13 protein-coding genes are annotated in these 13,442 nt (G+C 37.0%); 8 read left to right on the top strand and 5 right to left on the bottom strand.

The window, feature by feature from the left end:
* The first annotated feature begins 49 nt into the window (after positions 1-49).
* The 3 genes from ald to ABVM52_RS05940 all read left to right on the top strand — a co-directional run bounded on the left by ald (position 50) and on the right by ABVM52_RS05940 (position 2,546).
* Positions 50-1,150, top strand: a complete 1,101-nt coding sequence (gene ald, locus ABVM52_RS05950) for an alanine dehydrogenase (RefSeq protein WP_405384494.1) — start codon at positions 50-52, stop codon at positions 1,148-1,150.
* A 136-nt stretch (positions 1,151-1,286) separates the two neighbouring features.
* Positions 1,287-1,982 (top strand): zinc metallopeptidase, encoded by a 696-nt coding sequence (locus ABVM52_RS05945; protein ID WP_405384493.1) that lies wholly within the window; start codon positions 1,287-1,289, stop codon positions 1,980-1,982.
* A 72-nt stretch (positions 1,983-2,054) separates the two neighbouring features.
* Positions 2,055-2,546: a GNAT family N-acetyltransferase gene (locus ABVM52_RS05940; RefSeq protein WP_405384492.1), complete on the top strand. Its 492-nt coding sequence runs from the start codon at positions 2,055-2,057 to the stop codon at positions 2,544-2,546.
* On the opposite strand, the gene ABVM52_RS05935 is transcribed toward ABVM52_RS05940, so the two are convergent.
* Both ABVM52_RS05935 and ABVM52_RS05930 read right to left on the bottom strand, forming a co-directional pair.
* Positions 2,543-3,013 carry an Lrp/AsnC ligand binding domain-containing protein gene (locus ABVM52_RS05935; protein ID WP_405384491.1) on the bottom strand — a complete coding sequence of 157 codons (471 nt, stop codon included), beginning with the start codon at positions 3,011-3,013 and terminating at the stop codon, positions 2,543-2,545. The genes ABVM52_RS05940 and ABVM52_RS05935 overlap by 4 nt on opposite strands.
* Positions 3,014-3,075: 62 nt before the next feature.
* Positions 3,076-4,449, bottom strand: a complete 1,374-nt coding sequence (locus tag ABVM52_RS05930; protein ID WP_405384490.1) for a saccharopine dehydrogenase family protein — start codon at positions 4,447-4,449, stop codon at positions 3,076-3,078.
* A gap of 81 nt (positions 4,450-4,530) precedes the next feature.
* On the opposite strand from ABVM52_RS05930, the gene ABVM52_RS05925 reads away from it, so the two are divergent.
* The 4 genes from ABVM52_RS05925 to pckA all read left to right on the top strand — a co-directional run bounded on the left by ABVM52_RS05925 (position 4,531) and on the right by pckA (position 9,450).
* Entirely contained in the window at positions 4,531-4,926 is a 396-nt protein-coding gene (locus tag ABVM52_RS05925) for a DUF423 domain-containing protein (protein WP_405384489.1), read from the top strand.
* Between the two features lie 53 nt (positions 4,927-4,979).
* On the top strand, positions 4,980-6,452 hold the full coding sequence (locus ABVM52_RS05920; RefSeq protein WP_405384488.1) for an SLC13 family permease: 1,473 nt from the start codon (positions 4,980-4,982) through the stop codon (positions 6,450-6,452).
* The gene (locus ABVM52_RS05915; protein WP_405384487.1) at positions 6,449-7,603 is read left to right on the top strand and encodes a glycerate kinase; all 1,155 of its coding nucleotides are present in this window, start codon (positions 6,449-6,451) and stop codon (positions 7,601-7,603) included. Before ABVM52_RS05920 ends, ABVM52_RS05915 begins: the two co-directional genes overlap by 4 nt.
* Before the next feature lie 230 nt (positions 7,604-7,833).
* The gene (pckA, locus tag ABVM52_RS05910) at positions 7,834-9,450 is read left to right on the top strand and encodes a phosphoenolpyruvate carboxykinase (ATP) (RefSeq protein WP_405384486.1); all 1,617 of its coding nucleotides are present in this window, start codon (positions 7,834-7,836) and stop codon (positions 9,448-9,450) included.
* A 49-nt stretch (positions 9,451-9,499) separates the two neighbouring features.
* On the opposite strand, the gene ABVM52_RS05905 is transcribed toward pckA, so the two are convergent.
* Genes ABVM52_RS05905 through ABVM52_RS05895 form a run of 3 tightly spaced genes read right to left on the bottom strand, consistent with a single transcriptional unit; the run spans position 9,500 to position 12,578 of the window.
* Entirely contained in the window at positions 9,500-10,243 is a 744-nt protein-coding gene (locus ABVM52_RS05905) for a uroporphyrinogen-III synthase (protein ID WP_405384485.1), read from the bottom strand.
* An 8-nt stretch (positions 10,244-10,251) separates the two neighbouring features.
* Complete coding sequence (locus ABVM52_RS05900) at positions 10,252-10,905, bottom strand: DUF4271 domain-containing protein (RefSeq protein WP_405384484.1); 654 nt, start codon at positions 10,903-10,905, stop codon at positions 10,252-10,254.
* Complete coding sequence (locus ABVM52_RS05895; protein WP_405384483.1) at positions 10,905-12,578, bottom strand: ArnT family glycosyltransferase; 1,674 nt, start codon at positions 12,576-12,578, stop codon at positions 10,905-10,907. Before ABVM52_RS05895 ends, ABVM52_RS05900 begins: the two co-directional genes overlap by 1 nt.
* 134 nt (positions 12,579-12,712) lie before the next feature.
* Here ABVM52_RS05895 and ABVM52_RS05890 point away from each other — a divergent pair, with 134 nt between their 5' ends.
* Positions 12,713-13,441, top strand: coding sequence for a polyprenol monophosphomannose synthase (locus ABVM52_RS05890; protein ID WP_405384482.1), 729 nt, complete (start codon positions 12,713-12,715; stop codon positions 13,439-13,441).
* The last annotated feature ends 1 nt before the right edge of the window (position 13,442 follow it).

Below are 13,442 nucleotides of genomic sequence, written 5' to 3'. Positions count from 1 at the left end.
TGTGTATAATTAGCGTCAATTTTGTGATATAATTTAAAATGATATCGTCATGATCGTTGGAATTCCAAAAGAAATCAAAAACAATGAAAGCAGGGTAGGTATGACACCGGCCGGAGTTTTCGAATTGGTAAAGAACAACCACAAGGTTTATGTACAATCAGATGCCGGTGAAGGCAGTGGATTCTTTAACCAAGATTATCAACAAGCTGGAGCTATTATTTTAGATACCATAGGTCAGGTATACGCCATGAGCGAAATGATCGTAAAGGTTAAAGAACCTATTGAGGAAGAATATGAATTAATACAAAAAGGTCAAATTCTATTTACCTACTTTCATTTTGCATCTAGTGAGGCATTGACCAAGGCAATGATCAGGCAAAAAGCTATTTGTATTGCCTATGAAACTGTTGAAGATGAAGAGGGTACATTACCACTATTAACGCCAATGTCTGAGGTTGCCGGTAGAATGGCCATACAACAAGGAGCGAAGTATTTAGAGAAACCTGTTAAGGGCCGTGGTGTTCTTTTAGGAGGTGTTCCCGGTGTTGCTCCCGGTAAGGTTTTGGTATTGGGCGCCGGTGTAGTGGGTATACAAGCTGCAAAAATGGCAGCAGGTTTAGGAGCTCACGTCACTATACTTGATATAAATATGAAACGCTTAAGATATGTAAACGATGTTATGCCGCCACATGTGGTTACGGAGTTTTCAAATGAGTTTAATATTAGAAGATTAATTAAAACGCACGACTTAATTATTGGCGGGGTGTTATTAAAAGGAGCAAAAGCTCCCAATTTAATAACTAGGGATATGCTAAAGGAAATGCGACCCGGAACCGTTATCGTAGATGTAGCTGTTGATCAGGGCGGATGTGTAGAGACTACCAAGCCTACAACACATGAAGACCCCATTTATATCATAGATGATGTGGTGCATTACTCCGTAGCTAATATGCCAGGGGCAGTACCATATACTTCCACTATGGCCTTGACAAATGTTACTTTACCGTATGCATTAAAGTTGGCCAATTTAGGTTGGGAAGCGGCTTGTGCCAAAGATGCATCCTTAAGTAAAGGATTAAATATTGTGGAAGGAACCGTAGTTTATCAAGAAATAATTGAAGCATTTGGTTGGGAAGAGGTCGTAGCCTAACTTGTACATTTTGTCAGTAAAATATGCCTCGCCATATCCTTAAAGGAATTTGGCGGGGTTTTTGCTTTTAAGTTGATAGATTCTGTTTTAAGTATGAATCTTTAGTATATTTAATCGATTTAAAAATTGAAAAACTATGATGGGATATTATATATTGATCGGTGCCATAGCATTGGTCAGCTGGTTGGTTAGTAGTAAATTAAAGAGTAAGTTCAAGCATTATTCAAAAGTCCATTTGCAAAATGGGATGAGTGGTGCGGAAATTGCCGAAAAAATGTTGGCAGACCACGGTATTAGAGATGTAAAGGTAGTATCTACCCCGGGTATGCTTACGGACCATTATAATCCTAAGAACAAAACCGTAAATTTAAGTGAAGGGGTGTATAACCAAAGAAATGCAGCAGCAGCAGCAGTATCTGCACATGAGGTAGGTCATGCCGTTCAGCATGCACAGGCTTACGAGTGGTTGGGTATGCGTTCCAAATTAGTACCTATAGTCAGTGTAACTTCAAGCCTATCTACTTGGGTGGTATTTGGAGGTTTGGCATTGGGTGCCGCTGCGGGAGTAGGTTTAGGATATTGGGTAGCCGTTGCGGGTCTAATTATGATGGGTATGGCCACTTTGTTCAGTTTTGTGACCTTACCTGTAGAATATGATGCCAGTAACCGCGCCTTGGCTTGGTTAAAAAATAAGAACGTTGTTACTCCTCAGGAATACAAAGGCTCTGAAGATGCTTTAAAATGGGCGGCTCGTACCTATTTGGTAGCTGCTATAGGCTCATTGGCCACCTTGGTTTATTGGGGTCTACAGGTATTTGGCGGTAGAGATTAATATGAAAATAGTTGATATAAAAAACCTGTCTTTTAGACGGGTTTTTTTATTAAATAAAGAAATTTGAATCCAATGAATACCACAAGGTTGCAGTTATTACCAATAGGCTTGGATGATGCTGGGTTTATATATGAATTATTGAACAGTGAAGGGTGGTTAAAATTTATTGGGGATAAGCAAATAGCTACCATAAAGAAAGCGGAAGAATATATTGTGAATAATTTGATGCCTTCTTATGAAAAACATGGTTTTGGACTGCTTAAGGTGTGTTTGGGCAATGGTGTGCCCATAGGCATTTGCGGACTTTTAAAAAGGGATTATTTGGACTACGTGGATTTGGGCTTTGCCTTTTTGCCTGCCTATGAGGGTTTTGGATATGCTTACGAGGCATCAAATGCCATGGTGCAATTTGGAAAGAACCAGCTAAAAAGTTCAAGTATACTTGCCATATGTAAGGAAAGCAATACGCGCTCGCTGGCTTTATTGAACAAATTGGGTTTTACAAAAAAAGATAAAATACAACCGCAACCTGATGCAGAAGAACTTTTGTTGCTCTCTATCTAAATGGAAATTTGTCGGTCTATTTGCTGTGCCAATGAAATAAAGGTTTCCGTTCTAGAAACACCTTCAATTTGTTGAATTTCCTTGTTGAGAACCTGCATTAAGTGCTCATTGTCCCTACATAGTACCTTAATTAAAATAGACCAGTTACCTGTGGTATAATGACATTCCAGAATTTCAGGAATTTTTTCCAATTGCTTAACCGCCATTGGGTTGCTCATGGCTTTGTCCAGATAGATACCTATATAGGCCATTGTGGTGTAGCCTAATGATTTTGGATTGACAATGAATTTTGAACCTGCCAAAAGACCAGAAGCTTCTAGCTTTCGTAAACGTTGATGTATGGCCGCTCCAGATATTCCAATACTGCGGGCAATTTCTAGAACCGGTTTTCTGGCATCATTCATTAAAAATCTTAGGATTTTCTTGTCAATACCATCAATCTTGGCCAAACTAGTAGGTGTTTTCATTGGTTTATTTCAAATTAAAATATAAAAATACCTAATTGGTTTTAAATTGATAGCTTAAAAAATCAACTTACCACGGCATTAGGGTTATAGCCAAGATAAGGGACCTCATATTCCTTAAAGTTGATGCCATACGTTTTTAATTCTTCTAGAATAGGTTCATATACTTCTTTGGTAATAGGTATTTGAACCCCAGGGGTGGTAATAGTACCGTTTAAAATTTTTATTGCGGCAATTGCAACCGGCAGCCCTACGGTTTTGGCCATTGCCGTATATGTTTGGTTTTCTCCGGTAACCACCAATTTGGAATCTATTTGTTTTTCGTGACCATTTAATTTGTAACCAAATTTGTGGTACATAACGATCATATCTTTTTCATCCGCCTTTAATGTCCAACTATCTTCAAGGATTTTTTGCAGGGCCTGTGCCGGTGTGGCGTTGGGTATGCCTATTTTTTTGTTGTTATCAAAAATATTCAGCTCCAAAAGCTTGTCCCACCTAATATCATCTTGATCAATCTTTAAATAATGCCTTAATTTAAGTTCTACGGAGTCTGTTGGTGAATAGGGTAGAAATAGGTTGATGAATTCCCTATAACTCATATTTTCAGAATTTTCTATAGTGTAAGAATCGTCCGTAACCCCTAATTCAATAAACATATTCCATGCTTTGGAAAAACCAACACGGCGCATTGTGCCCCTATAAATGGTGAGTGCATTTTGTAGTTTGTAGGCTTCCCTGTAATTGAGCGAGTCTCTATTGGCGTATCCTTCAAATCTTCCGTAACCTTCAATTTCAAAAAATTCGGTTCTTCTAAAAAGCCTATGGTAGGGAATGTATTTGTAGGTGCCCTCTTGAATGAATTTGGCAGTACCTCCTTGCCCCGCCAGTACCACATTTCTAGGATTCCAGGTAAACTTATAGTTCCATAGATTATTGTCGTTTTCTGGTGCCACCAATCCGCCACAAAAAGATTCAAACAATATAATTTCGCCACCTTTTTCACGAATACGGTCAATTACCTGCATGGCGCTCATGTGGTCCAGACCGGGATCCAGACCGATCTCGTTCATGAAAACCAAATTATGCTCTTTGACTTTTTTGTCTAGGTCCAACATTTCCGGACTTACGTATGATGCGGTAACCATATGTTTTTTATATTCAACACAATCTTGTGCAACCTTGATATGAAATCTTGCAGGTAACATGGAAATGACAAGGTCCGTATTTGCTATGGCCTTTTTACGGCCAGTTTCGTCAAAAATATCCAAAGAAAGTATTTTGCAATGTTGGTGATTTGCAATTTGTGCCGGTATGGTACTGGGGTCAATATCGCCAATGGTAATTTCTAAATGCTCAGCATCAGCCTTTTTTAAAAGATAATCCAATAAAAAAGATGTGGATTTGCCCGCCCCAATAACTAGAATTTTGCGCATCATACGATTTCAGTATTTTTGATTGGTATTAGTACACTAAGGTATCAAAATGTTACATTTATAAAAATACATTAGATAAAAGTTATGAAAAAAACAATTTTAAGTACGGCGTGTTCTTTTGGATTGTTGGCGGTGGTCTTAGGTGCATTTGGTGCCCATGGTCTAAAAAATCTGGTGGATGCAGAAGCGGTCGCTACATTTGAAACCGGTGTCCGGTACCAGATGTACCATGCTTTATTCCTGCTGGTACTAGGATTGTTGCCAGATACTATACCGTTCAAAAAAGCAATTTATATATGTACGGTCATAGGTATTGTGCTATTTTCATTTTCTATTTATATGTTGTCTCTTAACAATCTGGTAGATTTTAACTTTAAAGCCTTTGGTTTTCTAACACCAATAGGTGGTGTGTTCCTAATAGTAGGTTGGGCATTATTGGGTTATGGTATTTTGCGATCAAATATTGGTAAAATTCAATAAGACGTTCTTTTGCTACGGATAAAACCGTAATTTCAACTTAGAATGAACAATGTATGCATAAAATTAAGTGGTTAGGTCTGGTCTTGGGGCCATTGTCCTTTATACTTATTATCACCTTTTTTCATACGGAAGGACTGTCTAAAGAAGCCAATGCAATATTGGCATCTACCTTATGGATAGCCATATGGTGGATTACCGAGGTTATTCCCATAGCTGTTACCGCATTATTGCCCTTGGTTTTGTTTCCCCTTTCAGGAGGATTGGATTTGGCATCTACATCAGGTTCATTTGGGCATAAGTACGTATTTCTGTATATGGGCGGATTTGTAATAGCCATTGTCATAGAAAAATGGAACTTACATAGGCGAATAGCACTTCATATTATAAATTTCATTGGGTCAGATGTGCGCAAGATAATTTTGGGGTTTATGGTGGCAACGGCATTTTTGTCCATGTGGATTTCTAATACGGCCACTTCCGTTATGATGTTGCCCATAGGGCTTGCAATTGTAAAGCAATTAAAGGATAATCCGGTTACGGTAGAAGATGAGAACCAGACCTTTGGTAAAGCATTAATGTTGGCCATAGCGTATAGCGCCTCTATTGGAGGTGTGGCAACCTTGATCGGTACACCACCAAATCTTGTGCTGGCCGGCGTGGTTTTGGATACTTATGGATATGAAATAACATTTATGCAGTGGTTTGCCTTCGGTTTGCCAATTTCTATAGTGCTACTGTTCATTTGTTGGAAATATTTGACCCGTTATGCATTTTCTTTTAAGCAAAAGTCTTTTCCGGGAGGAAAGCAAGAGATAAGAAGGCTATTGACCACTTTAGGAAAAATAAGTTACGAGGAAAAGGTCATAGCTTTGGTTTTTGCTATGACGGCCTTTTGCTGGATAACCCGTTCTTTTTTGCTTCAAAGAATATTGCCAAATATTGATGATACGATCATTGCTATTTTTTTTGCCATTCTTTTGTTTTTGATTCCTTCCAAAACAAAAGGGCAGCAGTTGATCAATTGGGAAGAAGCGGTAAAAATGCCATGGGGAATTATTTTGCTGTTTGGAGGAGGAATGGCCTTAGCAAAAGGGTTTGAAGTAAGTGGACTGGCCGTTTTTATTGGTAACCAGATGACCTCATTGGCAGGTTTGCCAATTTTTTTATTGATTGCGGTCCTTATTGCCGCAGTGAATTTTTTAACAGAAATTACTTCCAATTTGGCCACTACTGCTATGCTGTTGCCGGTTTTGGCGCCTATGGCATTATCTATAGACGTGCATCCGTTTGTTCTTATGGTTGGTGCTGCGGTTGCTGCATCTTGTGCGTTTATGCTTCCGGTAGCCACACCGCCCAATGCAGTAGTATTTGGTTCCGGATATTTAAGAATACCGGATATGGTGGGCAAAGGTTTTTTTATGAATATCATATCAATTATTATATTAACCTTTTTCGTATATTTTGTACTCCCAGAATTATGGGATATTTCCATAGATAGTTTCCCCCAAAAAATATTTGATAAATGAAACTATTACTCATACCAGATAAATTTAAAGGCTCTTTAACCAGTGAGGAAGTCTCAAAAGCTTTTATTCGCGGAGTGCAAAAAGCAGGAGTAGATTTTACCTATAAATTTATTAAGGCCTCTGATGGTGGAGATGGTTTTTTAGATGCCGTTTCCAGTTATAAACCATGTATCTCTATTCAAATTATTAGTGAAAATCCATTAGGAAAACCTTTACGTTCTTATTACCTATATAATAAAAAGGATAACGCGGCATATATAGAGTTGGCCAATGCATCTGGTATGGAGCGGTTAAGACCAGAAGATAGAAATCCTATGTTAACAAGTTCCTACGGTACTGGGTTGCAAATTAGGGATGCCGTACAAAAGGGGATAAAAAATATATACATTGGTTTGGGCGGCAGTGCTACCAATGATGGCGGAATAGGCATAGCAAGTGCACTGGGGTATGTTTTTTTAGATGCTAAAGGAAAAAGGTTACCTACCATAGGTAATAGTTTGGAGCAGATAAGAAGAATAGATGATAGTAGGGTTAGTGCAGATTTAAAACAGGTGTCTTTTTATGCCGTTAACGATGTTAGTAATCCGCTATTTGGAGCTAAAGGGGCAGCACATGTATACGCCGGCCAAAAAGGAGCTACGGAAGAAATTATTAAGGTGTTAGATCAAGGCTTGGAAAACTTGGACCGCGTAGTTGCCGAAACTTATGGATTGTTAAATGCCCAAGAACCGGGATCAGGTGCTGCCGGTGGCGCAGCTTACGGTTTAAAAACCTTTTTAGGGGCCAGTTATTTAAGTGGTATTGATTTCATCCTTACACTTTCTGAAGTTGAAAAGTTGCTTGAGGCCAATGCCTTTGATTTTATTGTAACTGGTGAAGGAAAAATAGATGAACAAACATTGAACGGCAAATTAATTCATGGTGTTATTAAACTCGGTAAAAAATACAATACCCATATAATTGCAATTTGCGGAAAGTTGGAAGTCCCTAAAAATGTTTTGCTGAATAATGGTGTACATGATGTATTTGAAATACAAAATCCAAGTAGGGACCTTGCGTATAACTTGAAAAACGCAGGGGAATTACTGACCCAAAAAGCTAAGGAGTTTTTTCTATTGAAGAAGGAAAATAGTTCATTGAAAAATCGATAAAAATTGCTTATTTATTAAAATTTTTAATCAAAATCACGAATTATATATTAATACCTATTGTTTAGTTAGAATAATTTAATATTTGGAATAAATGATCTATGAATATTTTTCCTTTTTATCCATTCTTTCATAGAATTCGTATTTCGACGGGTATAAAGGCTAATTAAGCGCTGAATTTCAAGGGTTCACCTTTAATTTTTTTAGTTTTACGTGAACTAATTTTCTAAAACATGAAAAGCTCAGCAACAAATGCGAATACCATTTCCTTAAAACAATATGGGATTTTACACGCCAATTTTCATTATCAAGAAGACCCTGAACAACTTCAAAAGGCAACCATTGAAAAAAATATGGGCGTTGAAACCAATAACGGAACCTTAGCGGTAAACACAGGGGAGTTTACTGGTAGGTCACCAATGGATCGCTTCATCGTAAAGGATGACATCACCAAAGATAAAGTATGGTGGGGACCAATTAATATCGCTTTTGAAAGTGAAAAATTTGATGCATTATATAAAAAAGTAATTGCTTATTTAAATGAGAAAGAGCTTTTTGTACGCGATAGTTATGCTTGTGCAGACCAAGATTATAGGTTGAATATTAGGGTAATCAATGAATATCCCTGGTCCAATATGTTTGCCTATAACATGTTTTTAAGACCCACTGAAACTGAACTTGAGGATTTTACTCCTGAGTGGACGGTTATAAATGCTCCCGGGTTTATGGCAGATGCCGCCGTTGATGGAACAAGGCAGCATAATTTTGCTATTTTGAACTTCACGGAGAAAATTGCCTTAATTGGAGGAACCGGTTATACGGGTGAAATTAAAAAAGGAATTTTTTCCGCCCTTAATTTTATTCTTCCTGTGTACAAGGAAACATTGCCAATGCACTGCTCTGCAAATGTTGGTAAGGATGGTGATACCGCTATATTCTTTGGATTATCGGGCACGGGTAAAACAACCTTGTCAACCGACCCCAACAGAAAATTAATTGGTGATGATGAACATGGGTGGACAAGTAGGAATACCGTATTTAATTTTGAAGGGGGTTGTTATGCCAAGGTTATTAATTTATCCGAGGAACAAGAACCAGAAATTTATGGAGCCATTAAGCCCGGTGCAATATTGGAAAATGTTGTTTTGGATGATAAAGGTAATGTAGATTTTGCCGATACTTCCATTACTCAAAATACAAGGGTGAGTTATCCAATTCACCATATTGATAATATTCAGCAGCCATCCATAGGTAAGAATGTTAAGAATATTTTCTTTTTAACCGCAGATGCTTTTGGTGTACTGCCTCCCATATCCAAATTAACCCCTAGTCAGGCTGCATACCATTTTATCTCTGGTTATACGGCAAAGGTGGCAGGTACAGAAGCTGGTGTTGTAGAACCCGTACCATCATTTTCAGCATGTTTTGGAGCGCCGTTTATGCCTTTGCACCCTACCAAGTATGCAGAAATGTTGAGCAAAAAAATGAAGGAATCCGGAGTGGATGTTTGGTTGGTAAACACTGGGTGGACAGGTGGTCCGTACGGTATTGGTACACGAATGAAACTTAAATATACCAGGGCAATGATTTCTGCTGCATTGAGTGGCAAGTTGGGCTTATATTCTTATGATAAATACCATATACATTCCGTATTTGGTGTAGCACAACCAAGAGAATGTCCTGGCGTACCAACCTCTGTTCTAAGTCCAAGGGCAACTTGGAACAACGATGAAAAATATTATACAACAGCGTTTAAACTTACCAATGCATTTAGGGAAAACTTTAAAAAATATGAAAGTTATGCAAGTGAGGAAATAAGACGGGGAGGACCACAACGATATGCCTTCTAAAACAAAAAAGCCTTGCATTAGCAAGGCTTTTTTTATATAAAAAGGAATCTTATTTATTTACGCTGGTAATGTATTTCTGTAGGGCCATGGTCATTGATGGTGTCTCTGGCGTAGGAGCTTTGATATCAATTCGTAAACCGGCACCTGTTGCCGCCTCAACGGTAGAATTACCAAACACGGCAATTCTTGTATCCTTTTGGTCAAAGTCTGGGAAATTTTGAAGTAAGGATTCTATCCCAGAAGGGCTAAAGAAAACAAGAATGTCATAATACACATTTCTAAGATCGGAAAGGTCGCTGATTACCGTTTTGTAAAAAATGGCCCGCTTCCAATTTATTCCTAGAGACTCCAATGTTTTTGGTACTTCTGGCTTAAGGGCATCAGAAGAAGGAAGAAGAAATTTTTCATCCTTATATTTTTTTATCAAGGGTACCAAGTCGGTAAACAAACGTTTGCCTACATATATCTTGCGCTTTCTGTATACTACATATTTTTGTAGGTAATAAGCAACGGCTTCAGATTGACAGAAATATTTCATGGAATCCGGAACCTTAAAGCGCATTTCTTCGGCTATTCTAAAAAAATGATCAACCGCATTTCTGCTGGTTAAAATCATTGCGGTAAAATCGTTTAAATCTATCTTTTGTTGACGCACATTTTTGGCATCTACCGCTTCAACATGAATGAATGGTCTAAAATCAACCTTTACTTTCTCCTTTTCAATAAGTTTGGAATAGGGGGAGTTATCCATTTTCGGCTCTGGCTGAGAGACTAAAATCGTTTTTACTTTCATATGGTGCACTATTTAAGAAAGCTTCCCATTATAACTAAGGGTGCAATTTCAAGTGCGCAAAGGTACAAAATAAAATAGAAGAAATAGGAGCTTATAAAATTTTGATAATTCCTGAGTACTGTCAGCCAGCCTATTATATTAATGCCCAAAAAAAGAATAGAACCTATTATGATGATGATTTTATGATCCATAGAAACATAGGTCAAAAATATATTGGCAATACATAATACAATTCCAGAATAATTTAAATATGTCAATTTCTTGAAAATCAACTCATTAAATGTTTTGTAAGAATTGAAAACAAATCCATTGGCCAATTGTACTACAGTTTTTAAGGTGATGAACAGAAAAACAATTATTAAAAGAATGGGGAATAAAAAAGGATTTTTTAGTAAAGTGCTATTTAAAAATTCGCGCCAAATAAAATAAATAAAAAGAGTGGTATTGATGATTTGAAACAAGCTTATAAGAATGTGAAACCAATTAAACAATTTTTCCTTTTTGGTATACATGGTGATATACTTATTGTTAAAAGGCAAAATAATAAAATTGATAAAGCGGGTGTAATCAAAACTTTTTGCGATCAGTACACAAATTAGGCTGGTAAATAACGTAATTGTAATCCAATCTGTTTGTATAATTGTTCTGTTGATCGGTTCCATTAGTTGATGGGAATAGGTTTTCCGTTCAATCCAAATATTAGATTGTTTTCTGAAATAACGACCCTAAAGTAACCAATGTTTTCTTTTTGGGTCTTAGGTAAGCTAAATTTAAATGCCGTAGTGTCCTTAGCCTTTAGTTTTTGGGTATTTTGATTTAATGGGGTAGGTTTTATACCCAGTGTCTGTATGGGTGTTTTGTAGGGATCCATATAGGTAATTCCAAATCTTAGATTTTGCAAATCAATACTTTGATCATAGGGGTTATGGACAAAAAGTTCAATAGCGGAATCTGAATTTAGTGAAATCTCCTGTTCTTCAATAATACATTCCACCTTACGATAGGATTGAAAATTAGAAATGAATTTTCCTTTATATAAACCACCATCTTCTCTTTGGTATGAGAAAGAAAAGTCATTAATGTATTTAGAGACATAGGTAATATCGTTTCCACGTACCATTTCTTCAGAATCGTCAATGCTGTATTGATTTTTCCTGTACATATAATTGTTTAAAGAAAACGTTGGGCTTCCATTCGTGTAAAAGGAATACATAGGAGCATTACGGTAAGAATTTTCAAAGACTACAGGTTTGTTGCCAGCTTCCTTTTTAATGGCATTGGCCCAAGCTATATTGCCATGGCTTTCATAATAAAAATTAAACAGAAGCGGTTGGTGAACAAGTCCTACTCTTAAGTAGGAAATCAGGATAACATTAATTAGTCCCAATCTAAAAATCCATTTTAATGCCTGTTTATTGTTCATCATATAATTAAAGGCGATTACGGCCAACGGTATGCAGATTATAATAATCCATTGTGTCTGTATTCGTCTATTAAAACTAGAGATGAAAAAGAATAAAATTACCCCATAGGTAAGGTAAATCAATGCTTTGTTGAAAAGGTCGGTTCCTTTGGTTTTCAATAGGGCCTTATAGATAAAAGGGAAGGTGAGTCCAAAAACGGCCACCAAGTTTACAAAAAAGCCCAATGTATATTTTTCAAAACTATAAGCTCCGTTGGGCCTTTCATACAAATGATATTTTATGGAGACAAAATCATTGTCGTACAACCAATAAAAATGAGGGGCATAACAAAAAAGGGCAATGATTACCGCTAACCACGCATAGGAATTGGTCGTTAATTTTAGATTTGATAGAAGAACAAAAAAAATGACCAGTACCGCATGGTATTTACTATACATGAGTGCCGCCATGAAAATGCCCAGAAGCAGTGCTAAGACCAAGCTCTCCTTTTTTATAAAATGCTTGTAAGTCAATAAAAAGCAACTGGTAAAAAATAGAAGGGGAGTGTCTGGTAAAGTAAAAAAACCATAGGCATTGAGCAAAGTCATGGAAAATACCAGAACAAAGAAATGAGCTATATAATCATTCTTTTTAGGGTGGTCTATCATTAGCCATAGCAAGACTATATTTATAGACGATAATAGGCAACTAACAAATCTTACCCCTAATTCGCCGTCAAAGAATAAACTACTTATTTTAACCATTAAAGCCACCATTGGTGGGTGATCAAAATACCCCCACGCCATATTTTGGCTGTAGTACCAATAATAAGCTTCATCAAAGATGAGCTGCGTAAAATTGGATTGTATAAGATTAAGTATAAAAAGGGCAGCTAGAAAAAAATAGAACTGCTTAGGAATTTTAGTTAACATTCGCATAGGATACTTGTGCGCAAAATTACAAATTTAAGGTGATGTGCCCGGTCTAAAAAAATCATAAAGGTAGCACTGCCCGTTTTAATACGATTATTAAAACCTTACTTTTGTGAAAATATTTTGCATATCATATGGCCAAAAGTCTTGTAATTATTCCCACCTATAATGAAATTGAAAATGTTGAGGCCATCATTAGGGCGGTGTTTAATTTGCAAAAAGGTTTTCATGTATTGATCGTGGACGATAATTCTCCAGACCAAACAGGAAAAAAGGTAACGGAACTACAAACAGCGTTCAAGGACCAGCTATTTTTGGAAACAAGAACGGAAAAATCAGGATTGGGTACGGCATATATTCATGGCTTTAAATGGGCAATTGCTAAGGGCTATGATTATATTTTTGAAATGGATGCGGATTTTTCACATACACCTTCAGATTTGATCAGATTACAAAGGGCGTGTATTGAAGGGGCAGATGTAGCGGTTGGTTCACGATATAAAAAAGGGGTCAATGTGGTAGATTGGCCACTGCATAGGGTATTACTATCCTATGGTGCTTCATTTTATGTTAAGTTGATAACGGGCATGCGGGTACATGATCCTACGGCCGGGTTTGTATGTTATAAAAGAGAGGTTTTAGAAGCTATTGATTTGGATTCCGTACGTTTTGTAGGGTATGCTTTTCAAATAGAAATGAAATTTAGGGCCTACTTAAAAAAATTCAGGATAGAGGAAGTCTCTATCATCTTTAGGGATCGTGTGTTGGGTAAATCAAAAATGAGCTCATCAATCATAAGTGAGGCTATATGGGGTGTTTTAGTGATGAAAATGAGAAGCCTTTTTCTTAGAAATAAATTTTAAT

It is taken from the genome of Maribacter sp. LLG6340-A2 (assembly GCF_045057105.1).
GTDB lineage: Bacteria > Bacteroidota > Bacteroidia > Flavobacteriales > Flavobacteriaceae > Maribacter.
This window is presented reverse-complemented; position numbering and strand designations above follow the sequence as displayed.

Excerpts from the sequence above, each read along its gene's own strand:
- ABVM52_RS05945 (WP_405384493.1), top strand. The coding sequence starts at position 1,287 with ATGATGGGATATTATATATTGATCGGTGCCATAGCATTGGTCAGCTGG.
- pckA (WP_405384486.1), top strand. The coding sequence starts at position 7,834 with ATGAAAAGCTCAGCAACAAATGCGAATACCATTTCCTTAAAACAATAT.
- ABVM52_RS05940 (WP_405384492.1), top strand. The coding sequence starts at position 2,055 with ATGAATACCACAAGGTTGCAGTTATTACCAATAGGCTTGGATGATGCT.
- ABVM52_RS05925 (WP_405384489.1), top strand. The coding sequence starts at position 4,531 with ATGAAAAAAACAATTTTAAGTACGGCGTGTTCTTTTGGATTGTTGGCG.
- ABVM52_RS05930 (WP_405384490.1), bottom strand. The coding sequence starts at position 4,449 with ATGATGCGCAAAATTCTAGTTATTGGGGCGGGCAAATCCACATCTTTT.
- ABVM52_RS05905 (WP_405384485.1), bottom strand. The coding sequence starts at position 10,243 with ATGAAAGTAAAAACGATTTTAGTCTCTCAGCCAGAGCCGAAAATGGAT.
- ABVM52_RS05900 (WP_405384484.1), bottom strand. The coding sequence starts at position 10,905 with ATGGAACCGATCAACAGAACAATTATACAAACAGATTGGATTACAATT.
- ABVM52_RS05915 (WP_405384487.1), top strand. The coding sequence starts at position 6,449 with ATGAAACTATTACTCATACCAGATAAATTTAAAGGCTCTTTAACCAGT.
- ABVM52_RS05935 (WP_405384491.1), bottom strand. The coding sequence starts at position 3,013 with ATGAAAACACCTACTAGTTTGGCCAAGATTGATGGTATTGACAAGAAA.
- ABVM52_RS05890 (WP_405384482.1), top strand. The coding sequence starts at position 12,713 with ATGGCCAAAAGTCTTGTAATTATTCCCACCTATAATGAAATTGAAAAT.
- ald (WP_405384494.1), top strand. The coding sequence starts at position 50 with ATGATCGTTGGAATTCCAAAAGAAATCAAAAACAATGAAAGCAGGGTA.
- ABVM52_RS05920 (WP_405384488.1), top strand. The coding sequence starts at position 4,980 with ATGCATAAAATTAAGTGGTTAGGTCTGGTCTTGGGGCCATTGTCCTTT.
- ABVM52_RS05895 (WP_405384483.1), bottom strand. The coding sequence starts at position 12,578 with ATGTTAACTAAAATTCCTAAGCAGTTCTATTTTTTTCTAGCTGCCCTT.